Genomic DNA, 25,148 nt, shown 5'->3' on the forward strand with positions numbered 1-25,148 from the left:
TCTCAGCCGGGTCGGCCGGGACGTTGCCGGAAGTCAGGCGGGTCGGCCGCGCGGTCGCTGCCGGGCCTTCAGCGCAGCGGCTCGGCCGACCGACGCTGCCGGGGCTGCCGCAAGTGCCGGGGCTGCCGTAAGTCAGGCGGACGGCCGGCAGCGGACGACCTCGCCGATGAACGGTCGGGCGTCGGTGACGAGGCGGTGCCGAACGGTGACGTGGCGCTGCCCGGCGACGGCGGCGACCGATACCTCCTCGCGGGCCACCTCGGCGCCGGCGTGGTCCCGGGCGCGCAGCACGCACACCGCCGAGCCGCCGTCCGGCAGGTTCACCCGGAAGTCCACCACGACCTGGCGGTCCGTGATGTCGCCGTAGCTGATCACCTGTGCGTCGTAGGTCGGGTCGCCGTACTGACGGTAGAGCCGGACGGAGACGACGGTGAGCATCGCGACCACGACGACGACCAGTAGCGCGGCGACCAGGGGCCGGCGGCGGCGGGGCGCGCGGCGGCGGCCGTACCGACCGGGCGGGAAGACCGGCGCGTTCGGTCCAAGTGTGGCGTGCGTCTCGGTCACCGGCGGGTATCTCCCTGGCGTTGTTGTCATCCGTATCGGCAAGAATGGCAGAGTCCGCCATTCCTGTTCGACTCGGTCGCGAGATCTGGCTCAGCGTCGCGTACGGCTGGGGTCAAATATGACAGGCCGGCGCGGCTCGGCGCCGCGCTACGGAGAGGAATCCGGCAGGTCAACGGGGGCCCGGGGTGGGTCGCCGGTGGGCAGAGACGAGGAGCGCCGACCTTGGCAGAGCAACTTCGACTCATGGCCGTTCACGCGCACCCCGACGACGAGTCGAGCAAGGGCGCCGCGACGATGGCGAAGTACGTCGCCGAGGGGGTGGACGTGCTGGTCGTCACCTGTACGGGCGGCGAGCGGGGCAGCGTGCTCAACCCCAAGCTCGACCGGCCGGACGTCTGGGCGAACATCGCCGACATCCGCCGCGCCGAGATGGACGCGGCACGGGCGATCCTCGGCATCGAACAGGCGTGGCTGGGGTTCGTCGACTCCGGCCTGCCCGAGGGCGACCCGCTGCCGCCACTGCCCGAGGGCTGCTTCGCGCTGCAGGACGTCGAGGTGGCCGCCGGCCCGTTGGTGCGACTGATGCGCCAGTTCCGCCCGCACGTGGTCACCACCTACGACGAGGAGGGCGGCTACCCGCACCCGGACCACATCATGTGCCACAAGATCAGCGTGGCGGCCTTCGAGGCGGCCGGTGACGCCGAGCGGTACCCGGAGCTGGGTGCGCCGTGGCAGCCGCTCAAGCTCTACTACGACATCGGCTTCTCCAAGGGCAAGATCCTGGCGTTGCACGAGGCCATCCTCGCCGCCGGCGCCGAGTCGCCGTACGCGGAGTGGCTGACCCGCTGGGAGGACCGGCCGGACAAGGGCCCCCGGATCACCACCCGGGTGCCGTGCGCGGAGTACTTCCCGGTCCGCGATGACGCGCTGCGGGCGCACGCCACCCAGGTGGATCCGGACGGCTTCTGGTTCCAGGTGCCGATGGAGCTGCAGCAGCGGGCCTGGCCGACGGAGGACTTCCAGCTGGTCCGGTCGTTGGTCGACAGCCCCATGCCGGAGTCCGACCTCTTCGCCGGCGTACGGGAGACGGTCCATGCCCGCTGAGCGGGCGGCGGGCTACTCTGGTCGCACACCGCGAACCGGAGGAATCCCATGCTGACCGCTGCCCAGGTGCTCGCCCAGAACAACTTCGGGGACACCCGCACGGGTGGTCTGGCCGGGCCGATGGGGCTGTTCCTCATCCTCGTCCTCGGTGCCGCCACGGTGCTGCTCATCCGGAACATGAACGCCCGGCTGCGCCGGCTGCCGGACCGGTTCCCCGATCAGGGGCCGAGCGCACCGGCTGCGGAGTCGATGGACCGGGCGGTCGGTGATCCGACAGATGGGATCGCGGCGGGGGATTCATCCACGGACGCTCCCAACCGGCATCAGCAGGGCCGCGACGGTTGATCGGAGCATGATTCACGTCGAACCGGATGGTCGACCCCTGTTGCGACCATCGGGTTTGGCTTAGCCTTCCGCCGGGGGGACCAGAAGTCCTCAAGCTGCGCGGGAGGGGGCGCCGATGACCACCGCACTCGTGTCCGCCCGCCGCGTGGCCTGTTCCGGGTCGGCGGGAGGGGGTCGGTGACCTCCGGCAGGACCGGTCAACCGCTCGACCGGTCCCCGGTCCGTGGTACGCCGTTGGGGCTGCACGTGCTCAGCGCGGCCGTCGTGGCCACCGCGCTGGTCGCCGCGGTGGTGGGGCTGAGCCTGCCGGCTCTGCTACCGGTCGACGACCCGCTCGGTGGGCCGGTTCGGTTCGGCCTCGCGGTCGCCCTGTTCGCCCTGGCACAGCTGGTCCGGCTGCGCTTCCGCGCCGCGGCCGGCGTGGTCAGCGTCACCTGGGCCGAGGCCGCCCTGATCATCAGTCTCTACCTGGTGCCGCCCGGCTGGCTCCCCGGGGCCGCTCTGGTCGGTGTCGCGCTCGCCTGGACGGCACTGTCGGTGGTGGACGACGGCCGGACCACCTGGGACGTGGTCCGCGTCGCGGGCGCACAGACCGCCGCCACCGCGCTGGCGGTGGCGGTCACCACGGCCCTGGGACAGCCGATGCTGGCCGCGCCGACTCCGTCGCTCGCGCTCGTGCTGACCGCCGGTGCCGTGACCTACCTGCTGGCCAGCGCCTGGCTGGGCGGCGTGATGCTGGCGTTGCGGCACGGCATGCCGATCGGGCGCCCGTTGCTCGCCGCGCTGCGCGGCAAGCTGCTGATGTTCGTCGGCAACGTGGTGGTCGGTCTGCTCGTGGTGGTGCTGATCGAGATCGATCCACGCTGGCTCCTGCTGCTGCCGGCTCCGCTGTGGCTGTTGCAGCAGACCTACCGGCAACGGCTCCGACAGGACCGTGATCGGCGCACCTGGCGATCGTTCGCCGAGGCCACGAACGCGCTCAACCAACTCGACGAGCGGGGCGCGGCCACGGCGGGTGTCACCGGCGCGTTGGCGCTGTTCGAGGCGGAGATGGTCGACGTCGAGGTGGTCCGGGCCGACGGAAGGTGGCGCCGCTATCGGGGCGACCCCGGCGGTCAGGTGGTCGACCGGGAGATCGCCCCGCCCGGCGAGGACGAGCCCGAACCGGGCGAGCTGGTTCGCGACCTGTCGGTGGGCGAGACGCGGGTCGGCCGGCTGCGGGTCCGCTTCCCCCGTACCGCGCCGCCGACCGGACAGGAACGCGACGCCCACGCGGCCTTCGCCGACACCCTGGCGGCGGCTCTGCATGACGCGGCCACGTACCGGGAGCTGCGCCTGGTCACCGCCCGCTCCTCGTACGAGGCGGTGCACGACCCGCTGACCGGGCTGGCCAACCGGGCGGCCCTGCTCAGCAAGGGCGACCAGGCGTTGCGGCAGTTGGCCCGCGACCGTCCGGTCGCCCTGCTGTTGCTCGACATCGACCAGTTCAAGGAGGTCAACGACACGCTCGGGCACGCCGCCGGTGATCAACTGCTGCGGTTGGCGGCGAACCGGCTGGGAGCGCTGGTCCGCACCGGTGATCTGCTGGCGCGCCTCGGTGGTGACGAGTTCGCCCTGTTGTTGACCTCGGTCCCGCTCGTGGGCGACCGCGCGGCACCCATGGCGTACGCGCTGCGTCAGGCCCGGGAGATCGCCGAGCGACTGGCCGCGCCGACCGAGGTGGCCGGGGTGCGGATGTCCGTCGAGGTCTCCGTCGGGGTGGTGGTGGCCCCGGCCGGCACCGCCGACCTGACCGAGCTGCTGCGCCGGGCCGACATCGCCATGTACCAGGCCAAGTCGGGTGGTGTCAGCGTGGCCGCGTACGACAGCTCACGCGACGCGGCCAGCACCGACCAGCTGGCTCTGCTCGCCGAGTTGCGCGAGGCGTTGCAGGCCGACGACCAACTGGTGCTCGTGCTGCAACCGGCCGTGGACCTGGTCACCGGCGCGCCGACCGGTGTGGAGGCGTTGATCCGTTGGCGGCATCCGCGGCGGGGCTGGCTGGGGCCCGCCGACTTCATCCGGCCGGTGGAGAACAGCGAACAGCTCGGTACCTTCACCCGCTACGTGCTGGACAAGGCGCTCGCCGTGGCCGCCGGCTGGGCCCGGGAGGGTCTGGACGTACCCATCTCGGTCAACCTCTCCGCGCGCAGTCTGCTGGATCCGAGGCTGCCGACGGAGATCGCCGAGGCGCTGCGCCGGCACCAGGTGCCGGCGGACCGGCTGGTCCTGGAGATCACCGAGACGGTGGTGATGAGCGAGCTGGAGATCATCGACCAGGTGCTCACCACGCTGCGGTCGATGGGCGTGCAGCTGGCGGTGGACGACTTCGGCACCGGCTTCTCGTCGCTGGCGTTCCTCACCCGGGTCACCGTGGACGAACTCAAGGTGGACCGGTCCTTCGTGCTTCAGATGGCGGACTCACCGGAGGCGGCGGCCATCGTCCGCAGCACCGTCGGGCTGGCCCACCAGTTGGGTCTGCGGGTCGTGGCCGAGGGGGTGGAGACGGCCGCCCAGCGTTCCGCGCTGGTCGAGCTGGGCTGCACCGCCGCCCAGGGCTACCACTTCTTCAAGCCGATGCCCGCCGACAAGATCGCCGCCGTCCTCGGGTCGCTGCGTGACAGCGCCCCCACCAACGTCCTCCCCCTCCGCGCCGACGGCGCCTCCTGACCCAACCCCCAAACGCGATGATCAAGAAGTTTGCGTCATGCGAGCGTGCCCTCGCAGACGCAAACTTCTTGATCAACACGATCGGGTGGGTCAGGCGCGGGGGAGGGTCTCGGCGATGACCTGGGGGATGGGGGCCCAGTCGGCGGAGGCGATGGTGGCGTGGCGGGCGGCCAGTTCGGCCAGGCGGGCGCGGGCGGCGGCCGGGTCGGTGGTGCCCACGGCGGGCGGGACCTTGTGGGCGTCGGTCATCACCAGCAGGTAGCGGTTGGTGGAGTACCAGGCGGTGTCGATGTTGCCGGTGACGTATGCGGTGGCGTCGCCGTCGAAGATGACGAACCAGGGGCGCAGGTTGGTCTCCGCGTACTGGGTGCGCGGGTCGCCGGCCCGGGCCCGGTGCACGGCCGGGAAGGCCTTCGCGGCACCGAGGTTGCCGGCGGCGTCCAGCGCCACCAGGTGCCGGGCGTACTCCACGTCGGTCCGGAGCGTGTCGGTCGGGTTGCCGTGTTCGACGGTGCCCGGGATCAGGTAGACGATCACCTTCCCGGCCAGTTGCCGACGGGTCGGCCAGGCGTTCGCCCGGGCGGCGGCGTCCAGGCTGACGTGCCCGCCGCGCAGTTGGGCCGGGGTGAACAGCCGGTCACCGAGTCGGGCGGCGAGCAGCGCGTCGAGCTGCGCCGGCCCCTGCCCGGTACGGGCACTGAACCCGGTCTTCAACTCGACCTTGAGCAGCAGCGGGCCGGCGTCCGGGTGCGCCTCCAGCCAGAGCCGGATGTTGTCCAGGCAGTGTTCGAGGTTGCGGTTACGGGTGCCGGTGTAGAGCTGGACGGCGCTGGTGGCGGCCACGCAGTTGTTGTCGTTGCCGAGCGGGTTGGAGTGGCTTACCCGCCACTGTCGGGTGAGGACGTCCGGCCAGACGTCCAGCTCGATCAGGCCGGGCCGGGCGTCCAACGACTGCGCGAAATAGGTGTAGGTGGCCCGCTCGTACGCGTTGTGGGTGCCGACGCCGGTGGTGGCCGAGATCCGGGCGTCCGGGTCCACCGCGGCGCTGGCCGGGGTCGGCACCGCCAGCGTGGCCGTCAGCAGGCCGGTCGCGAGGACCGACAGGAGTCTGAGTCTGCGCATGGAAACCTCCTCGTCGCCGGTCGGCGGGTCGCCGGCCAGGCATGCACAGATCTAAATGGAGGGTCGTGAACAGTGGGGGGCCGATCGGCGTCCGACCGGCAGCCGATGGTCAGGCTGGATATGGTCGTCGGGTGAACCGACTCGCGGACGCCACCAGCCCCTACCTGCTTCAGCACGCCGACAACCCGGTGGACTGGTGGCCGTGGTGCGACGAGGCGTTCGCCGAGGCGAAACGGCGCGACGTGCCGGTGCTGATCTCGGTCGGCTACTCGGCCTGCCACTGGTGCCACGTCATGGCCCACGAGTCGTTCGAGGACGAGGCCGTCGGCAGGCTGCTCAACGAGGGTTTCGTCTCGATCAAGGTGGACCGTGAGGAGCGGCCCGACGTGGACGCCGTCTACATGACGGCCACCCAGGCTATGACCGGCCAGGGCGGCTGGCCGATGACGGTCTTCGCCACCCCGGACGGCACCCCGTTCTTCTGCGGGACGTACTTCCCCCGCCCGAACTTCATCCGACTGCTCCAGTCCGTCGGCACCGCCTGGCGGGACCAACGGGACGCCGTGCTGCGCCAGGGCGCCGCGGTGGTGGAGGCCATCGGTGGCGCCCAGGCCGTCGGCGGCCCGACCGCCCCGCTCACCGCCGAGCTGCTCGACGCCGCCGCGGACCAGCTGGCCAGCGAGTACGACGAGGTCAACGGCGGCTTCGGTGGGGCACCGAAGTTCCCGCCGCACATGAACCTGCTCTTCCTGCTGCGCCACCACCAGCGCACCGGCTCGACCCGGAGTCTGGAGATCGTCCGGCACACCTGCGAGGCGATGGCTCGCGGCGGGATCCACGACCAGCTCGCGGGCGGCTTCGCCCGGTACTCCGTGGACGGGCACTGGACCGTGCCGCACTTCGAGAAGATGCTCTACGACAACGCGCTGCTGCTGCGGGTCTACACCCAGCTGTGGCGACTCACCGGCGACGCGCTGGCGTTGCGGGTGGCCCGGGACACCGCCCGGTTCCTCGCCGACGAGCTGCACCGGCCGGGGCAGGGCTTCGCCTCCGCCCTGGACGCGGACACCGAGGGCGTCGAAGGGCTCACCTACGTCTGGACACCGGCCCAGCTGGTCGAGGTGCTGGGCGAGGAGGACGGCCGCTGGGCCGCCGACCTGTTCGCCGTCACCGAGGCCGGAACCTTCGAAGAGGGCATGAGTGTGCTGAAGCTGGCCCGCGACGTGGACGACGCCGATCAGGCGGTACGTGAGCGCTGGCAGGCGGTGGTCCGACAGCTGCTGGCGGCCCGGGACACCCGCCCCCAGCCGGCGCGTGACGACAAGGTGGTCGCCGCCTGGAACGGCCTGGCGATCACCGCGCTCGCGGAGTTCGTCCGGCTGGTCGAGACCGGCGGTCGGATCGGCACCGAAGGCGAGGCGAACCTGCTGGAGGGGGTGACCATCGTCGCCGACGGTGCGATGCGGGACACCGCCGAGTACCTCGCCCGGGTGCACGTCGTCGACGGACGGCTACGCCGCGCGTCCCGGGACGGCCGGGTCGGCGAGCCGGCCGGCGTACTGGAGGACTACGGCTGCGTGGCCGAGGCGTTCTGCGCCATGCACCAGGTCACCGGTGAGGGACGGTGGCTGGAGCTGGCCGGTCAGCTGCTCGACGCCGCGCTGGCACACTTCGCCGCGCCCGGCGGGGCGTTCCACGACACCGCCGACGACGCGGAGCAACTGGTCGCCCGGCCGGCCGACCCGACGGACAACGCCACCCCCTCCGGACGGTCCGCGATCGTCGCCGCCCTGGTCGCGTACGCGGCGCTGACCGGGGAGAACCGCTACCGCGAGGCCGCCGAGGCGGCCCTGTCGACCGTCGCGCCGATCGTCGGGCGGCACGCCCGGTTCACCGGGTACGCGGCGACGGTGGCCGAGGCGCTGCTCTCCGGGCCGTACGAGATCGCGGTGGCGACCGGTGACCCGGCGGGTGATCCGCTGGTGGCGGCGGCGTACCGACACGCCCCGCCCGGTGCGGTGATCGTGGCGGGTCACCCGGACCAGCCGGGAGTCCCGCTGCTGGCCGGCCGTCCGCTGGTCGACGGACGGGCCGCCGCGTACGTCTGTCAGGGCTTCGTCTGCCAGCGGCCGGTCACCGAGGTCGAGGAGCTGGTGGGGCAGCTGCGCTGAGCCGGATCCGCCGGTCGCTGCCGCGGCCGGCCCGGATAGGCTGACGCCGCTATGGATTCCCGTACCGGTCTGCCCGTTGTCGGCATGGTGGGCGGTGGCCAACTGGCCCGGATGACCCACCAGGCCGCCATCTCCCTCGGCCAGTCGCTGCGTGTGCTCGCCCTCACGCCGGACGACGGCGCGGCCCTGGTCGCCGCCGACGTCCAGTACGGCGACCACACCGACCTCGCCGCGCTGCGTACCTTCGCCAAGGGTTGCGACGTGGTCACCTTCGACCACGAACACGTCCCGACCGAGCACATCCGAACCCTGACCGGCGAGGGGGTGAAGCTGTTCCCGCCGGCCGACGCCCTGGTGCACGCCCAGGACAAGCAGGTGATGCGGCAGCGGCTCGGTGCGATGGGCGCGCCGAACCCCCGTTGGCGGCCGGTCACGTCCCCCACCGATCTGGTCACCTTCGGCGACGAGGTCGGCTGGCCGGTCGTGGTCAAGGCCGCCCGTGGCGGGTACGACGGCCGTGGGGTCTGGCCGGCCACCGACGCGGCGTCCGCCACTGAGCTGGCGGAGACACTGCTCGCGGGCGGCACGAAGCTGATCGTCGAGGAGCGGGTGGCGCTGCGTCGGGAACTCGCCGTGCAGGTGGCCCGCTCGCCGTTCGGGCAGGTCGCCGTGTACCCGGTGGTGGAGACGGTGCAACGCGACGGGATCTGCGTCGAGGTGCTGGCCCCGGCTCCCGACCTGACGGAGGAACTGGCGGTCTCCGCGCAGCAGCTCGCCATCGACCTGGCCAGCGCGCTCGGCGTGGTGGGCCTGCTGGCCGTGGAGCTGTTCGAGGTGGCCGACCCGGCGACGCCGGGCGGCAGCCGGCTGGTGGTGAACGAGCTGGCGATGCGCCCGCACAACTCCGGGCACTGGACCATCGAGGGTGCCCGCACCTCGCAGTTCGAGCAGCACCTGCGGGCGGTGCTGGACTACCCGATGGGTGACACCTCGTTGACCGCGCCGGTGGTGGTGATGGCGAACGTGCTCGGTGGGCAGCCCGGCGGCATGTCGGTCGACGAGCGGCTGCACCACCTCTTCGCCGCCGAGCCGACCGCCCGGGTGCACCTGTACGGCAAGCAGGTACGCCCCGGGCGCAAGATCGGCCATGTCACGGTGCTCGGCGACGATCTGGACGAGGTACGCGCCCGGGCCGCCCGGGCCGCCCGCTGGCTGCGGGACGGAACACCGGAGGAATGAGCAGCGTGAGCACGGTCGGTGTGATCATGGGTAGCGACTCGGACTGGCCGACGATGAAGGCCGCCGCCGAGGTGCTCGCCGAGTTCGAGGTGCCGTACGAGGTGGAGGTGGTCTCGGCGCACCGCACCCCGGTCAAGATGATCGACTACGGTCGGGCCGCCGCCGACCGCGGGCTCAAGGTGATCATCGCGGGAGCCGGTGGCGCGGCGGCGCTACCCGGCATGGTCGCCTCGGTGACCCCGCTACCCGTGATCGGCGTACCGGTGCCGCTGAAGCACCTCGACGGCATCGACTCGCTGCTGTCCATCGTGCAGATGCCGGCCGGTGTGCCGGTGGCCACCGTGTCGATCGGCAACGCCCGTAACGCCGGGCTGCTCGCCGTCCGGATCCTCGCCGCCGCCGACCGCACCCTGCTCGACCGGATGTCGGCCTACCAGGCCGACCTGGAGCAGTTGGTCGCCGAGAAGGACGCCGCCCTCCGCGCCTCCCTGGCATAGAACCCGCCTACCTGCTCGCGCGCCCTCCTGCTGGCACTTCGCGCGGGGGCAGGCGGTGCGGAGTCTGGAGCGGACCCGCTGCTTGCCGCGACGCGGCGGGCCCACCAGGTGTGGTCCAGACGCTGTCGAGCTGAGCCGTTCGCGCTATCGCTGGCGCCGCCGCGCCGGCTGCGACGGGTCGCTGGTGGCTGATCCGTACACGCCCTCAGCTCGACAGCGCCCTAGACCCCATGGGCCGACCCCGGCCCTACCCGGTTTCACCGCATGCCGCGTAGGGCGGTCTGCAGGCGTTCCTGGGCACGGCGGCGGCGTTCGTTGCTGGCGCCGAGGATCAGCAGCAGGAAGCCGACCGGGATCAGCGCCAACCACGGTCCGAGGCTGAACAGCGCGTGCACGGCCGCGATGGCGGTGACCGCCGCACCGACGATGACCGGGGCCTGCTGCTGAGTCATCGAGCCGAAGACCAGCACGGCGACCGCACCGAGCAACAGCAGCACCTGACGCATCGTGCTCGAATCGGCGGCCAGCACGATCGCCAAGGTCGGCACGAAGGCGGCGATCAGCGCCGGTCCGTACGCCACCCAACTGCTCAGGTCCGCGCGCTGGCGTAGCTCCAGCACGCCGACCAGCAGGGCGAGCGCGGCGAACGGCAGCGTGTAGGCCTCGGGCAGGGCCACGTTGGCGACCCGCATCAGGATCCACCAGGCGGTGATCTCGCAGAGCACCACCGCCCAGAACAGCACCCGTCGCTCCGCCGGTCGCCGGCCGGGCCGGGTCGCCGCCAGGCCGAGGACCGCACCCCAGGCGGCGAGCAGCGCGGCGATGTGCCGGGGCGAGTCGAAGGCCAGCGCTAGCGCGATCAGTGCGGCCGCGTGTCCGCTCCACTCGACCGTCGCCGCCTCGCGACGCGCCTCGGGGCGGCGCAGGCGGGGCAGGGTGGCGGAGAAGACCTGCAACGCCGCGCCGACCGCCAGCACCCCGAACGCCGACCATACCGGGGCGAGTCCGGCCACCAGGCCGGCGGTGAGCACGAAGAGCTGCGCCATCAGCGAGGCGAACAGCCAACCGAGGAGGCGGGCCCGCGAGGTGAGGCCGTACAGGGCGGCCACCAGACCGACCCCGACCGCACCGCCGAGGGTGAACAGGGTCAGCTCCCGGGTGGCGAGGCTGCCGGCGAGACCGGCACCGCCGGCCGCCAGCCCGATCACGAAGACCAGCACCCGGGCCAGTCGCAGCGAGCGGGCCCGCTCCACCAGTGACGGGGGCGGCGTCAGGGCCAACCCGAGCATCGAGATGGTGAACACGGCCAGGGCCGACAGGGTGCTCGCCGGCCAGCCGCCACCCAGCGCGATCGGGGCGATGAGCAGGGTGACGGCGGTGCCGGGCAACACCACCGGCACGGCGCGGGAACGGCTGCCACCGGTGAACCCGGTGGCGGCCAGGGCCGCCGTCGCCGTGAGCAGCAGCGCGGTGAGCACATGGGTCGGGTTGACCGCTGCCGGCGGCGGGTCGAGCAGGACCGCCGGCGGTCCCTGCCAGATCTGCCGGACCGTGTGATGCGGATCGACGAGGGCGGCGACCAGCGCCGGCGTGATCGAGACCAGCGCCAGGACCGTTGGCAGGGCGGCGGCGGCCAGCGCTCCGGCGGCCGGGTCCACCCGCCAGCGACGTCGGTTGTCGTCGGGCAGCCGGCGCAACGCCCCGTCCAACAGCACGGACCAGCGCCGCACCGGCTGGGCCGCGCCGACCGGCGGCTCGGTCGCCCCCCGCACCAGTTCGGCGAGCACACCGAGCAGGGCCGCCGCCGCGGCGTAGACGCCGACCGGCAACCCGATCGGTACGGCGGCAAGTGCGGTCACGCTCGCCCCACCGACCACCCCGGCGCTGACCCAGGGCAGATACTGGGGTACCTGCCGGCGGACGGCGGCGACCGCGGCCAGGCCGAGACTGGACGCGGCCAGGCCCGCGGTGAGCACCACCTGGGGCGCGTGGCCGAACTCGACGGCGAGGGCGGCGGTGGCACCCGGCAACGCCAACAGCGCCGCGCCCACACCCGCACCACCGATCAGCGCCAGGTGCGGTGGCATGCCCTCCGCGTCGATGTCCTCGACCAGCGGCTCGGCCATGTGGCGGGCCAGCGCGGCCACCACCGCGCCGATCAACACGATGCTGCCCAGGGCCAGCGCGGTCGTCCAAGGCCGTACCAGGCCGGCACCGGCCGCGTGCAGCGCGACCACCCCGGCGACCGTGATCCGGGACAGCCCCGCCCTGGGGTCGACCGAGGCGACCGCGGCCATCCCGAAGACGGTGGCGACCATGCCGCCGATCAGGACCGGTGACCACCACGCGAGCTCGAACGCGGCGGGCGCGCCGATGGTGGCGAGCACGACCGCCACGCCGGCCACGTCGTAGCGCCAGGGTGGTGGCAGCAGAATGCCGGCCGCGACCGCGAGCAGCACCAGGGCGATCGGGCCCTGCCACGTGGTGCCGCCGGTCGGCGCGGCCGGCCAGCCGCTGAGGTCACCGTTCCAGATCGGGCCGGGCGTGGCCAGGACACCGAGACCTCCGCGCAGCGCCATCCAGCCGGCCAGCAGCCCGATCAGCACGCCACCGACGGTGAGGCCGAGCACCGGTCCTCGCCGCCACTCCTCGGGCATCGCCCGGGCCGCCACGGCGACCACCAGGACCAGCGCGGCGGCGACGGCGAGCTGCCCGCCCGGTGCGAGCACCGTGCCGATCCGCAGCAGGGTGGCGACCAGCGCGGCGGTCACCGCGGCGGCCGCCAGGTCGGAGCCGTCCAGAGTGAGATCGGAACGGCGACCGGTGTCGATGGAGGGGGCGAGGAAGAGCAGCACGGCGGAGACCAGTAGCAGCGCGCCGACCCAGGCGTCGGCCACGGTGGCTCCCGGTGCGCCGAAGCCGGCGGCGGCCACCACCAGCGCGCCGAGACCGGCGCCCACCGACAGCGGCATCGGGATCTGCCGCTGGGACACCTGCACGACGGCGGCGTAGCCGAGCGTGACGCATACGGCGAGGAAGCTGGCGGCGAGCACCGGCACGGTCGCCTCGCGCAGGCTCGCCGGGGTCGGCGTGGCGTCCGCCGGCAGGATGGCCGCGACGAAGGCGGCCACCGCTCCGGGCAGGGCGAAGGCGGCACCGCCGGCGGCCCAGGCCGAGACGGTGTCCGCTGCCGCCGGGGCGAGCCGGATCCGGGGGGCGGCGGCGATCAGCACAGCGGCCACGACGATGGTGAGCAGCACGGCGGCGGTCAGCGCCGGCCGGGCCAGGGCGGCGCCGGCACCGGCCAGGCCGACCGCGGCGGCGGTCACCGCGTGCGCCAGCGCGGCGCGGGGGGTGCGGGCGGAGAGGCCGATCGCGCCGATGCCGATCGCGGCCAGCACCATCGGCCATGGCGCCAGCGTCCAGGCCAGTCCGAAGGAGGCCGGTACGGCCAGCGCGGTCAACGCGGCACCGGTCACCGCGAACTCGCGTCGGATCTCCGGCGGTAGTGCCAGCACCGCGGCCACGGTCAGCAGGAAGGCGCTCGCGGCGAGCTGCCACGCGGCCGGTCCCACCGCAGCGGCCAGCTCGGCAGGGTACCGGTCGAGGTCCGCCGCCCAGGCCGGCAGCGCCGCCTGCACCGGGGCGATCCCGGCGCGCAGGGCGCTGCCGGCGACCACCACCCCGCTGACCGTGAGCGCCACCGCGGAGGCCAACTGGGGCCCCCGGCGGGCGGCCTCGGGTACCGCCCGGACCGCGATGCCGGTGGCCGTGATGACCGCCGCGATCAACAGCAGCGCGCGGCCGGGCAGCGCGACCGAGGCGATCCGGCCCAGGGCGCCGATGACGGCGAGGGTGAGCACGCCCGCGCCCAGGTCGGGCAAGGGCGGACGGCGGAGCACCAGCGTGCCGGCCAGGCAGACGACGGCGGCGAGGAGAAGCACCAGCCCGGCACCGGTCGCGCCCGGCACGGTGGTGGTCCGCAGCAGGGCGGTCACCGCGTACGCCAGGGCGAGAGCGACAGCCACCCCGTGCAGCACCCAGGTCAGTTCCCGCAGCCCCGGCACCGGTCGGGTGGGTGCCACGGCGGTGGTGCCGACGGTGAGGTCCAGCAGTTCGCCGCCCTCCTCCGGCGCCGCCTCCGGTCGCCCGTCGCGACTCGGCTCACCCGTCCGCTGCCGGGGCGCGCTCGACTGGTCGCGCGCGGCGGGAACCTCGGTGAGCGGCTGCTCCACCGTGACCGGGGAGCGGGCGAGCCACAGGTCGAGCAGCGCCACAACGGTGAGCACCAGCGCCCAGCCCGCCGGACCGGTGATCCGGTCGTAGGCCAGCAGCGGCACCACCGGCTGGGCGGCCAGCACGGTGGCGAAGCGGGGAGCGCGCAGCCTGGTCCATCCGGCGTAGCCGACCGAGACGGTGGCGGTGACCGCGAAGATCACTCCGGCGAAGACGGCGCCGGAGGCACCGCCGTTGCCGATCCGGTCCACCGCCCAGAGGGCGTACCCGGCGAGGGGCACCAGGAGCAGGCCGACCGCGGCGATGGTCTCTGCCGTGGAGGTCAGCCCGCGCCGGACCAGCACCGGCGGGGCGAGCAGCATGAGCACGGTGGCGAGCAGCAGGATGCCGAGGCGGGCCAACGCGTCCATCGAGCTGGTGGCGACCACGGCGAACACCACCGCGGCGACGCCCAGCAGCAGTGCGCCGAGGCCGAGGGGGATGTTCTGGACCTCCCGTGAGGAGGCCTCCGGCGGGTGCTCCGGGTCGTCGGCGTCCAGCCAGACGGGTTCGGTCGGTGGCGGCGGCTCCTGGGTGCCGGCCGCGCCCTGCCGGGGCACCCGGGGCGGCGGAAACGCACCGTCCCGCGGTGGCGGGACCGCGCCGTCGCGGGGCGGCGAGGCACCGTCGGACGAGGGGCGGCGCGGCGGCCGGCGGCGTAGCACCCGGCGCGGCCTGCTGGCCTGCCGGAGGCGTTCGTCTCCCTGACTGCCGGCGTGCGAGAGGATGTCGCGTTGAAAGAGCGCGGCCTGCATCTTGGCGGCGAGCTGGCGTTGTTCGCTGGCGATGGCGGCCTCGCGGGCCTTCATCTCCGCGATCGACCGCTCGATCTCCGCCAGGTGTTCAGCCCATTGGGGCTGGTGGGCGCCGCAGTGCGGGCAGCGAACCGCCGGCTTGAACTCCCGGCCGCACGAGGAGCACTGAAAGGTCGCCACGACACCCCTCCACCCGCAGTGTGGATTCCCACTGTCGCAGCATGCCCAAAACGGGCCGGGAATTCGACAATTGTCGGCGGGTCAAGCGCCAACATCATCGAACGACGCGGTCAGGGCCGCCCCATGCCCCGGTACTCCCAGCCGGCCTGGGTCCACAGTGCCGGGTCGAGGCAGTTGCGGGCGTCGACCACGCGGCGACCGGCGACGAGGTCACCGAGGAGGCTGGGATCGGCGTTGCGGAAATCGGCCCACTCGGTGAGGACGCAGACCAGGTCGGCTCCGGTGACGGCGCCGGTGATGTCCAGTTCGTAGGTCAGTTCCGGTACGGCTCGGCGGGCGTTGTCCATGCCCTGGGGATCGTAGACGTGTACGTCGGCGCCGGCCTTGTGCAGCAGGGCGGCGACGGCGAGGGCGGGCGCGTCGCGTACGTCGTCGGTGTTGGGTTTGAAGGTGGCGCCGAGCACGGCGATGCGGGTGCCGGACAGGTCCGGGCCGGCCGGGCCGGAGCGGCGACCCAGCAGGTCGGCGGCGAGTTGCAGGACGCGGGTGCGACGGCGCAGGTTGATCAGGTCGACCTCGTGCAGGAAGCGCAGGGCCTCACCGGCGCCGAGTTCCTGGGCGCGGGCCTGGAAGGCACGGATGTCCTTGGGCAGGCAGGCGCCGCCGAAGCCGAGGCCGGCCTGGAGGAAGCGGTTGCCGATGCGCGGGTCGTAACCGATGGCGCGGGCGAGTTGGGTGACGTCGCCGCCGGAGGCCTCGCAGACCTCGGCCATGGCGTTGATGAAAGAGATCTTGGTGGCCAGGAAGGCGTTCGCGGCGACCTTGACCAGTTCGGCGGTGGCGAAGTCGGTGACCACCAGGGGTACCTCGCGGTCCTCGGTGGCGGCGAGATCGAACACGCCCTTGTGAGCGGCGTAGAGCATCCCGTTGGCCCACTCGCTCTTGACGCCCACCACGATCCGGTTGGGGCGCAGCACGTCGTCGACGGCGAAGCCCTCCTGGAGGAACTCCGGACTCCAGGCCACCTCGACGCCGAGATCGGCGGGGCTGTGCTTGCCGACCAGCTGCTCCACCCATTCGGCGGTGCCGACCGGGACGGTGGACTTGCCGACGATCAGCGCCTTGCGGGTCAGGTGCTGGGCCAGGCCGGTGACCGACGCCTCGACGTACGACAGGTCGGCACCCATCCCGTCGGCCCGCTGAGGAGTGCCGACACAGATGAAGTGCACGTCACCGAACTCGGCGGTCTCGGCGATGTCGGTGCTGAACCGCAGCCGACCGGCGGCCAGGTTGCGGCGCAGCAGCTCGTCCAGGCCGGGCTCGTGGATCGGCACCTCACCCGCGTTGAGCTTGGCGATCTTTTCCGCGTCGACATCGAACCCGAGTACCTCGTAGCCGAGTTCGGCGTAACAGATGGCGTAGGTCGCGCCGAGGTAGCCGGTGCCCAGGAAGGTCACCCGGGGCCGGGAGGCGCCCGAGGGGGGCGTGACCGCCGCGATGGCGGGCACCGGCTGGGTGTTCGGGTACGGGATGGTCACGCCTGTCTTCTCCGCTCGCACTGGCGCCGCGTGGCTGCGTCGCGTTCCGCTGCGGCGCCAGGGCTGGGCGCCGAGGAGGTGGTTCGTCTTCTGGTTTCCATCATCGCCGAGCGGCGTAGGGCCTCCGTCAGGGCCCAGCTTACGCGCCGGTAACATCACCTGAACTGTGGTCGTTATCCTTCAGTCTGCGCGGTGGGCGTCCAGGTGACGCTACAGACTGCGCATGATAGCGGTGAAGGGGAGGGGCCGAGATGGCCGCAGAGGAGTCGTTCGACGCGTACCGCCTGCCCGAGGAGCACGAGGCGATCCGGGAAGCGGTTCGTGAGGTCTGTGCGGCGAAGGTGGCTCCGCACGCCGCTGAGGCGGATGAGACCGGTGAGTTCCCGAAGGCGTCGTACGACGCGCTCCGAGCGGCGGACTTCCATGCTCCGCACATCCCGGTCGAGTACGGCGGGGCCGGGGCGGACGCGTTGGCCACGGCGATCGTGATCGAGGAGGTCGCGCGGGCCTGCGCCTCGTCCTCGCTGATCCCGGCGGTGAACAAGCTGGGCACCATGCCGCTGCTGCTGGCCGGCTCCGACGAACTCAAGCGCCGCTACCTGACCCAGGTGGCCAGCGGCGAGGCGATGTTCTCGTACTGCCTCTCCGAGCCCGAGGCCGGCAGCGACGCGGCCTCGATGACCACCCGGGCGGTACGTGACGGCGATCACTGGGTGCTCAACGGCGTGAAGCGGTGGATCACCAACGCCGGTGTCTCGGAGTTCTACACCGTCTTCGCGGTGACCGACCCCGCCGCCCGGTCCCGGGGTATCTCGGCCTTCGTGGTCGAGAAGTCCGACCCCGGCGTCAGTTTCGGCGCTCCCGAGAAGAAGCTCGGCATCAAGGGCTCGCCGACCCGCGAGGTCTACCTGGACAACGTGCGGATCCCGGCGGACCGGATGATCGGCGACGAGGGCACCGGCTTCGGCACCGCGATGAAGACCCTGGACCACACCCGGGTCACCATCGCCGCGCAGGCCGTCGGCATCGCCCAGGGCGCGCTGGACTATGCCAAGGGGTACGTCGCCGAGCGCAAGCAGTTCGGCAAGGCCGTCGCCGAGTTCCAGGGCGTGCAGTTCATGCTCGCCGACATGGGCATGAAGCTCGAGGCGGCCCGGCAGCTGACCTACGCGGCGGCCGGCCGGTCCGAGCGTGGCGACGCCGACCTGACCTACTTCGGTGCGGCGGCGAAGTGCTTCGCCTCGGACGCCGCCATGGAGATCACCACTGACGCGGTCCAACTGCTCGGCGGGTACGGCTACACCCGGGACTACCCGGTCGAGCGGATGATGCGCGACGCCAAGATCACCCAGATCTACGAGGGCACGAACCAGGTGCAGCGCATCGTGATGGCCCGGCAGCTGTTGAAGGACTGAGCAGCTGTTCGCGACCCGGAGTTGAGGTGGCCGGGCGCATGGATCCGGCCACCCGGGTGCCTACTCGAAGAGGACCGAGATGCTCTCCCTCGCCGAGATGCGGTGGATGGCTTCCGCGAACAGCCCTGCCACGCTGACGACCTGGACCTTGTCGGACAGTTTGGCGGGCTGGGTCTCCACACTGTCGGTCGTGAACAGACACTCGATCGGGCTGTCGTCGAGCCGCTCGTTCGCGGCCTCGGTCAGCAGAGCGTGACTGACTGCCGCGTACACCTTGGTCGCGCCCCGTTCGACCAGTACGCGGGCGGCGTCGACCAGCGTGCCCGCGCTGATGGTGAAGTCGTCGACGATCAGCGCCGTCCGGCCCTCCACCGAGCCGATCAACTCGACGATTTCAGCGGACTCGCTGTGGTCGACGCGTCGCTTGTCGGCAATGGCCGTGGGCACCTGCAGGCGATTGGCCCACTGGCGCGCCTTCTTGGCGTATCCAGCGTCCGGAGCGACGACGACAAGGTCGTGGAAATTGCGCGTCGCGATGGCGTCGCAGAGCACCGGCAATGAATACAGATCATCGACCGGAATGTTGAAGAATCCTTGAACCTGAGGGGTGTGCAGGTCCAGTGTGACGACTCGATCTGCTCCCGCCGCGGCAATGGCATCGGCGCACACCCGTCCGCGAATGGACACTCGCGGTTCGTCTTTCTTGTCACCCTTGGCGTAGCTGAAGTAAGGAATCACGGCGGTTACCGACGCGGCGCTGGCTCGCTTGAAGGCGTCGATCCAGAAGAGCAACTCCATGAAGTTGTCATTCGCCGGGAAGGCGGTGCCCTGGACGATGAAGATATCGCGCCCTCGGACGTTCTCCAGCACTCTGACAAAAAGGTTGCCCTCCGAGAAATGAAGGACTTCGGAGGAACCCAATGTGACGTTGAGCCTATCGGCAATCGCGCGTCCAAGGTTTCGACTGGCTGATCCTGCGAACACCATGAATTCAGACGAGGTCATGCTCTGTCAAACCCCCTGGCTGCCGATGACGCCACGGAGTCTAACGTCATTGGGCTTCGGCGTCGGGGGTGGCGCTGTCCATGAGGGCGGCCACCGATTGATCAGCGATGTTCGTGTCCACTCGCGATCTGGAGGAGTCGCCCTCTCCGCCCGCGCGGCCGCCGGGCGGAGACGACGATCGGAGTTGCCGGGTCAGCTGGTGGCGTCGTCGCGTCGGGGCAGGTTGCCCGGCGGCGCGGACCAGGGTGAACCACCTCCGGTACGGCGGGGCAGCGGCTCGGTCGGCGTCGAATCCGGATCCGGATAGCCCAGGCTCAACGGGGCGGTGTCCCGCTCCGACGAGGGAGCCGGTGACCAGTCGGTCAGCGTCGGGTCCGGTGCCGGCGCGTCGGGCGTTGCCGACGCCGGCTGTGCCACCGCGACCGGCCAGCGCCGCCAGCGCTGCCCGCTGAACGTCGCGACCAGGAGCAGCATGCCGATCAGGAAGAGCGTTCCGTTCTCCACCGGCAGCCGTAGCGGCAGCGGGTCGCCGAGGAACTCCCAGCCGGACGGGATGCGCTCGCGTACCCGGAACGGCGCGATGAACAGCCCGACGTACGGGGTGACCAGCAGCAGCCCGGCCACCAGCGGACCGAGCGGTGAGATGCGCAGCGTGCCGAGCAGGCCCAGCACGATGCCGCCGACAGCGAGGTAGACGGCCGGTTCGATGAGGTTGGCCGTGTTTGATGTGCCGATCTCCACCCACCGGTTGACGGTGCCCGCCGATCCGTCCTGACCGAGGGTGACCAGCACCCAGGTGACCGGCACCACCACCAGCCCGGCGAGGAAGCTCCACAGATGTCGCATCCGCGCACCGTACCGTTTCCGACATGACCGAGCACCCCGCCACCGCCCTGCCGGGCAAGCCGACCTCGTACTCCCGGGTAACCCTCAGTCGGATCATGACCGCCGTCGACGTGAACCTGTACGGAACGGTGCACGGCGGGGTGCTGATGAAGTTCGTCGACGACGTGGCCGGCGCGGCCGCGGCACGGCACAGCGGCGGTACGGCGGTGACCGCCGCGATCGACGAGATCGTCTTCTCCGAGGCGGTCCGGGTGGGCGATCTGGTGCACGCGTACGCCCAGGTGAACTGGACCGGGCAGACGTCGATGGAGGTCGGCGTACGGGTGATGGCCGAGCGCTGGGACTCGGCCGACGAGCTGCCGGTGCGGGTGGCCACCGCGTACCTCGTATTCGTCGGGGTCGAGGTGGGCGGCGCGCCCCGGCCGGTGCGCCCGGTGCTGCCGGAGACGCCCGAGGACGAACGCCGCTGGCGCGAGGCGGAGATCCGCCGTGCGCACCGGCTGGCCCGTCGCCGCGCCATCCAGGCGGCCCGCAGCGAACCCTGAGAAACCACCCACCGGGCCGGTGCCCGCCGAACCCACATTGGTCGGGCACGGGGGGTGTGGACCGGGCACATGCGCCCGCCGGGCTCGGGTGCGGAGAATGGCGCTGCCAGGTAGGGCAAGATGGCGCCACGGCCCACCGCACAGCGTCGTGCCGGGCCAGGGGAGGAGTTGACCAGTGACGGACGTGCTGTGGACGCCACCGGCGGACGTGCTCCAGCGGTCACGGATCGGGGCCTACCTGCGTTGGCTCGCCGAGCACCGGGGGCTGACGTTCGCCGATTACGACGAGCTGTGGCGATGGTCGGTCACCGACCTGGACGCCTTCTGGCGGTCGATCTGGGACCACTTCGGCGTCGTCGCGCACACTCCGCCGACCGCCACCCTGGCCGACCGGGGCATGCCGGGCACGCGGTGGTTCCCCGGCGCCACCCTGAACTACGCCGAGAACGTGCTGCGGATGCCGGGCCGGGCCGACGACGAGCCGGTGGTCGTGGCACACGGGCAGACCCGGCCGCCGGTGACCCTCACCGCCGGGCAACTGCGCGAGCAGGTCCGGCGGGTCGCCGCCGGACTGCGCCGGCTCGGCGTCACCACCGGCGACCGGGTGGCCGCGTACGCGCCAAACATCCCCGAGACGTACGTGCTGATGCTGGCCACCACCAGCCTCGGTGCCATCTTCTCGTCCTGCGCGCCGGAGTTCGGCACCCGCAGCGTCACCGACCGCTGGCAGCAGATCGAGCCGAAGATCCTGGTGGCCGTCGACGGCTACCGCTACGGCGACAAGCCGGTCGACCGACGCGCCGAGGTGGCGGCGATCCGGGCCGCGCTGCCGTCGCTGCGGCACACCGTCTCGATTCCCTACCTCGATCCCGACGGGCAGGCTCCCGAAGGAGCGATGGCCTGGGCGGAGCTGGCGGCCGCGACCGACGAGCCGCTGAGCTTCACCCCGGTGCCGTTCGACCATCCGCTGTACGTGCTCTACTCCTCCGGCACCACGGGGCTACCCAAGCCCATCGTGCACGGGCACGGCGGCATCCTGCTGGAGCACCTGAAGATGCTCGCCCTGCATCACGACCTGGGGCCGTCGGACCGGTTCTTCTGGTTCACCACCACCGGCTGGATGATGTGGAATTTCCTGGTCTCCGGGCCAGCGGTGGGCGCGACGATCGTGCTCTTCGACGGCAATCCCGGCCACCCCGACCTCGGCGCGCTGTGGCGGCTGGCCGAGCAGACCGGCACCACGTACTTCGGCACCTCCGCGCCGTTCCTGCTGGCCTGCCGCAAGGCCGGGCTGGTGCCACGCGAACTCGCCGACCTCTCGGCGCTGCGCGGCCTCGGCTCCACCGGCGCGCCACTGCCCGCCGAGGGATTCACCTGGGTGTACGACTCGGTAGGCGGCGACCTTCAGCTCCAGTCGCTGTCCGGCGGCACCGACGTCTGCACCGGCTTCGTGGGTGGCGTGCCGCTGCTGCCGGTGCACGCCGGTGAGATCACCTGCCGGGCGTTGGGCGCCAAGGTGGAGGCTCGCTCGCCGGACGGCACCCCGGTCGTGGGTGAGCTGGGCGAGTTGGTGATCACTGAACCGATGCCCAGCATGCCCGTGGGCTTCTGGAACGACCCGGACGGCACCCGCTATCGGGAGGCGTACTTCGACGTGTACCCCGGAGTGTGGCGGCACGGTGACTGGATCACCATCAACTCGCGGGGCGGATGTGTCATCACCGGCCGCTCCGACGCCACCCTGAACCGGGGCGGCGTACGCCTCGGCACCGCCGAGTTCTACTCCGTGGTGGAGGGGCTGGACGAGGTCGTCGACTCGGTGGTGGTGCACCTGGAGGACGACGAGGGCGGCGCCGGTGAGCTGCTGCTGTTCGTGGTGCTCGCCGAGGGGATCACGCTGGACGACGACCTGCGCCGCACCATCTGTCGTGAGCTGCGCACCGCGTTGTCACCCCGGCACGTCCCCGACGAGATCCACCAGGTCCGCGCGGTGCCGCGCACCCTGTCGGCGAAGAAGCTCGAGGTTCCGGTCAAGAAGATCCTCACCGGAACCCCGGTCGACCAGGCCGCCGCCAAGGGTGCCCTGGCCAACCCCGAGTCCCTGACCGCCTTCGCCACCCTCGCCCAACACCGCGCCCCGGACAACCCAACCGCCTGACCCGACCCTCGCCCCGGATACCCGGCCGCCTGACCCGACCCCGCCCCCAACCCGCCGCCACCCACACGTCCCCAACCCCAACCCGCCACACGAACTGGGACCTGTCTTCACTCACCGTGCTGTCACCGCTCGCCCACCAACCAACCTTCACATCCTTTGCTCTGCTTCAACCCACGCAACAGTTACTCTCCGCACCTTCCGCTGCCCGAGTGCTCCTGCGACGCGGGCCGCGTCGTCACAGGTCAGCCAGTTGTGCGTCGGTTGAAGCAGAGCAAAGCGTGGAGAGGAGCACGTCTGTCAGCGGCAGCGGGTTGACGGTTAGTGAGCGTCACTAAGAGTTAGGCGACGCGCGTGCCGTCGCGATTCGCGGTCGCCGTCCCGGGTAACGGCCCGCCTGGCCTGGCTGCTGGCCTGCCTGCCGGTGCGGCCTGCCCGGCTGCCCGGCCTGCCCGGCTGCCCGGCCTGCCCGGCTGCCCGGCCTGCCCGGCTGCCCGGCCTGCCCGGCTGCCCGGCCTGCCCGGCTGCCCGGCGTGTCCGGTGTCCGGCCTGTCCGGTGCGGTCCGCGCGGTGCGGTCCGCCGGCGCGGCTCAGGTCGGCCGCCTCAGGTCGTCGGGTCAGGTCAGGCGGGTCCGGTCAGCCGCGTCAGGCCAGGCGGGTCAGGTCAGGGCTCGGGTGACCTTCTCCGTCGATCGACGGTCGGGCAGGAGGGCCGGGTCGGGGTGGGCACAGAGGACCAGGGTGGCACCGACGCTGAGCGGGGCCAGCAGCCAGTCGAGCGGGTCCGGGTGCCGGTCGACGTCCACGAGGAGGCGGTCGCCCGCGGAGATGCCGAGCTCGGCGGCGCGGGTGGTGGCCCGGGCGCGCAGCGCGACGTGGTCGGGCCCGCCCGGCGGGTACGCCCGGAAGTGGTCACCGTGGACGCGTACCTCGGTGACGTAGTCGGCGAAGCCGGCCGGGACCTCCCGCAGCGGCAGCGCGAACGGGTGCAGCGCGAGAGCGTACCGGTCGCCCGCCGACCAGGCATCGGCCTCGGCGGCCCGGTCGGCGACGGCGAAGAGCACGTCCACCTCACCCGGCCGCTCGGCCACGGTCAGCCCGGCCGACCAGCAGCCGAGCAGCACCGCAGCGGTCTGCCAGTGCGGCGGCAGCAGCACGGCCGCGGTGCCCCCCGCCCCGAGGGCCAGTTCGTCGACGAGCAGGTTGGCTGTCTTGGCCACCCAGTTCGCCAGCGTCGCGCCGGAAAGTTCGGTGCGTTCGCCGGTCGCGTCGTCGTACCAGGTCAGCAGCGGGCGGTTCGGGTCGGTCGCGATCGCGTCGGCGAAGACCCGGGCAATGTTGTCGGCCATCGGCGCGAACGATACGCGCCTGCCGGCCGTACTCGATGGCAGCGACAAGTCGGCGTACCGTCGGGTCGCAGTCAGCGTCCGCACCAGGCTCCGGCGTAGGCTTGCCGGAGTGTCGTTCCCCACAGTCTCGCCATCGCAAGGAGTCGCCCCGTGACCGCCGGTCGCCCGCCCCGCGTGCTCATCGACGCCACGAGTGTCCCCGCCGATCGCGGCGGCGTCGGTAGATACGTCGACGGTCTGCTCGGTGCCCTCGGCAAGGTGTGCGGATCGGCGGTGGATCTGGTGGTGGTGAGCCTCCGCACGGATCTCGAGCGCTACCGCCGGAAGCTGCCCGGTGCGGAGATCATTCCGGCGCCGGCGGCGGTCGCCCACCGGCCGGCCCGGCTCGCCTGGGAGCAGACCGGCCTGCCTCTGCTGGCCCAGCAGGTCGGCGCGGAGGTTCTGCACTCACCCTTCTACACCTGCCCGCTGCGGGCCGGCTGTCCGGTCACGGTGACGGTGCACGACGCGACGTTCTTCACCGAGCCGGAGCACTACGACAAGTCTCGCCGCACGTTCTTCCGCAGCGCGATCAAGACCTCGCTGCGGCGCGCCAACCGGGTGATCGTGCCCAGCAAGGCCACCCGCGACGAGCTGATCCGGTTGCTGGACGCCGACCCGACCCGGATCGACGTGGCGTACCACGGCGTGGACCACGACGCCTTCCACGCGCCCGGTGACGAGGAGAAGGCCCGGGTACGCGCCCGCCTGGGGCTCGGCGGCAGCAGCTACGTGGCGTTCCTCGGCGCGAAGGAGCCCCGGAAGAACGTGCCGAACCTGATCCGTGGCTGGGCACGCGCGGTCGCCGACCGGGAGGACCCGCCCGCGCTGGTGGTGGCCGGCGGGCAGGGGCACGACGACGACATCGACCGCGCGGTGGCCGAGGTGCCCTCCCACCTGCGGCTGCTGCGCCCCGGCTACCTGCGCTACGCCGACCTGCCCGGTTTCCTCGGTGGGGCGCTGGTGGCCGCGTACCCCTCGTACGGGGAGGGGTTCGGGCTGCCGATCCTGGAGGCGATGGCGTGCGCCGCCCCGGTGCTCACCACGCCCCGGCTCTCGCTGCCCGAGGTCGGCGGCGACGCGGTGGCGTACACCAGCGAGGATCCGGATCAGATCGCCGCCGACCTGGCCGCGTTGCTCGACGACGAGCCGCGCCGGTTGTCGCTGGCCAAGGCCGGCTTCGACCGGGCCAAGGAATTCACCTGGGAGTCCAGCGCCGAGGTGCACATCGCGGCGTGGACCAGGGCGCGGGGCTGAGCGGGCAACCCAGGCCCCCGGTCGGGGCGGTTCGG

Annotated in this window: 16 protein-coding genes and 2 pseudogenes; 10 read left to right on the forward strand and 8 right to left on the reverse strand. The window is 72.2% G+C overall.

Annotation, left to right across the window (positions count from 1 at the left end):
• Positions 1-132: 132 nt before the first annotated feature.
• Positions 133-567 (reverse strand): DUF4307 domain-containing protein, encoded by a 435-nt coding sequence (locus SM447_RS15565; protein ID WP_474573504.1) that lies wholly within the window; start codon positions 565-567, stop codon positions 133-135.
• Positions 568-789: 222 nt separating this feature from the next.
• Between SM447_RS15565 and mca the strand changes: the two genes are divergently transcribed.
• The 3 genes from mca (at position 790) to SM447_RS15580 (ending at position 4,725) form a co-directional block, all read left to right on the forward strand.
• On the forward strand, positions 790-1,671 hold the full coding sequence (gene mca, locus SM447_RS15570) for a mycothiol conjugate amidase Mca (protein ID WP_474573505.1): 882 nt from the start codon (positions 790-792) through the stop codon (positions 1,669-1,671).
• Positions 1,672-1,719: 48 nt separating this feature from the next.
• Positions 1,720-2,016, forward strand: coding sequence for a hypothetical protein (locus tag SM447_RS15575; protein ID WP_474573506.1), 297 nt, complete (start codon positions 1,720-1,722; stop codon positions 2,014-2,016).
• 234 nt (positions 2,017-2,250) lie between these two features.
• A complete protein-coding gene (locus SM447_RS15580; RefSeq protein WP_474573604.1) occupies positions 2,251-4,725 on the forward strand; it encodes a putative bifunctional diguanylate cyclase/phosphodiesterase in 2,475 nt (824 codons plus the stop codon).
• Positions 4,726-4,815: 90 nt separating this feature from the next.
• Here the strand turns inward: SM447_RS15580 and SM447_RS15585 are convergent, their stop codons facing one another.
• Positions 4,816-5,847, reverse strand: a complete 1,032-nt coding sequence (locus tag SM447_RS15585) for a phosphatidylinositol-specific phospholipase C domain-containing protein (protein ID WP_474573507.1) — start codon at positions 5,845-5,847, stop codon at positions 4,816-4,818.
• A 131-nt stretch (positions 5,848-5,978) separates the two neighbouring features.
• Here SM447_RS15585 and SM447_RS15590 point away from each other — a divergent pair, with 131 nt between their 5' ends.
• Genes SM447_RS15590 through purE form a run of 3 tightly spaced genes read left to right on the forward strand, consistent with a single transcriptional unit; the run spans position 5,979 to position 9,754 of the window.
• A complete protein-coding gene (locus tag SM447_RS15590) occupies positions 5,979-8,018 on the forward strand; it encodes a thioredoxin domain-containing protein (RefSeq protein WP_474573508.1) in 2,040 nt (679 codons plus the stop codon).
• Between the two features lie 51 nt (positions 8,019-8,069).
• Positions 8,070-9,257 carry a 5-(carboxyamino)imidazole ribonucleotide synthase gene (locus SM447_RS15595; RefSeq protein WP_474573509.1) on the forward strand — a complete coding sequence of 396 codons (1,188 nt, stop codon included), beginning with the start codon at positions 8,070-8,072 and terminating at the stop codon, positions 9,255-9,257.
• A gap of 5 nt (positions 9,258-9,262) precedes the next feature.
• Positions 9,263-9,754 carry a 5-(carboxyamino)imidazole ribonucleotide mutase gene (purE, locus tag SM447_RS15600; RefSeq protein ID WP_474573510.1) on the forward strand — a complete coding sequence of 164 codons (492 nt, stop codon included), beginning with the start codon at positions 9,263-9,265 and terminating at the stop codon, positions 9,752-9,754.
• 257 nt (positions 9,755-10,011) lie between these two features.
• On the opposite strand, the pseudogene SM447_RS15605 reads toward purE, so the two are convergent.
• The 3 genes and pseudogenes from SM447_RS15605 to SM447_RS15615 all read right to left on the reverse strand — a co-directional run.
• A pseudogene (locus SM447_RS15605) lies at positions 10,012-14,601 on the reverse strand (SCO7613 C-terminal domain-containing membrane protein); the annotation flags it as partial.
• Positions 14,602-14,667: 66 nt separating this feature from the next.
• Positions 14,668-14,964: pseudogene (locus tag SM447_RS15610) on the reverse strand (TFIIB-type zinc ribbon-containing protein); the annotation flags it as partial.
• A gap of 110 nt (positions 14,965-15,074) precedes the next feature.
• Positions 15,075-16,502 (reverse strand): UDP-glucose dehydrogenase family protein, encoded by a 1,428-nt coding sequence (locus SM447_RS15615; RefSeq protein ID WP_474573511.1) that lies wholly within the window; start codon positions 16,500-16,502, stop codon positions 15,075-15,077.
• 251 nt (positions 16,503-16,753) lie between these two features.
• On the opposite strand from SM447_RS15615, the gene SM447_RS15620 reads away from it, so the two are divergent.
• Positions 16,754-17,917: an acyl-CoA dehydrogenase family protein gene (locus SM447_RS15620; protein ID WP_474573512.1), complete on the forward strand. Its 1,164-nt coding sequence runs from the start codon at positions 16,754-16,756 to the stop codon at positions 17,915-17,917.
• Between the two features lie 60 nt (positions 17,918-17,977).
• Here SM447_RS15620 and SM447_RS15625 read toward each other — a convergent pair whose 3' ends face one another.
• A complete protein-coding gene (locus SM447_RS15625; RefSeq protein ID WP_474573513.1) occupies positions 17,978-18,922 on the reverse strand; it encodes a ribose-phosphate diphosphokinase in 945 nt (314 codons plus the stop codon).
• Positions 18,923-19,114: 192 nt separating this feature from the next.
• Positions 19,115-19,768 (reverse strand): hypothetical protein, encoded by a 654-nt coding sequence (locus tag SM447_RS15630; protein WP_474573514.1) that lies wholly within the window; start codon positions 19,766-19,768, stop codon positions 19,115-19,117.
• Between the two features lie 23 nt (positions 19,769-19,791).
• Here SM447_RS15630 and SM447_RS15635 point away from each other — a divergent pair, with 23 nt between their 5' ends.
• Entirely contained in the window at positions 19,792-20,313 is a 522-nt protein-coding gene (locus tag SM447_RS15635) for an acyl-CoA thioesterase (protein ID WP_474573515.1), read from the forward strand.
• A 175-nt stretch (positions 20,314-20,488) separates the two neighbouring features.
• Positions 20,489-22,471, forward strand: coding sequence for an acetoacetate--CoA ligase (locus SM447_RS15640; protein ID WP_474573516.1), 1,983 nt, complete (start codon positions 20,489-20,491; stop codon positions 22,469-22,471).
• A 656-nt stretch (positions 22,472-23,127) separates the two neighbouring features.
• Here the strand turns inward: SM447_RS15640 and SM447_RS15645 are convergent.
• The gene (locus SM447_RS15645) at positions 23,128-23,817 is read right to left on the reverse strand and encodes a TIGR03089 family protein (RefSeq protein WP_474573517.1); all 690 of its coding nucleotides are present in this window, start codon (positions 23,815-23,817) and stop codon (positions 23,128-23,130) included.
• Between the two features lie 150 nt (positions 23,818-23,967).
• Between SM447_RS15645 and SM447_RS15650 the strand changes: the two genes are divergently transcribed.
• Positions 23,968-25,113 carry a glycosyltransferase family 4 protein gene (locus SM447_RS15650; protein WP_474573518.1) on the forward strand — a complete coding sequence of 382 codons (1,146 nt, stop codon included), beginning with the start codon at positions 23,968-23,970 and terminating at the stop codon, positions 25,111-25,113.
• Positions 25,114-25,148: the final 35 nt, after the last annotated feature.

This window comes from Micromonospora aridisoli, assembly GCF_056150025.1.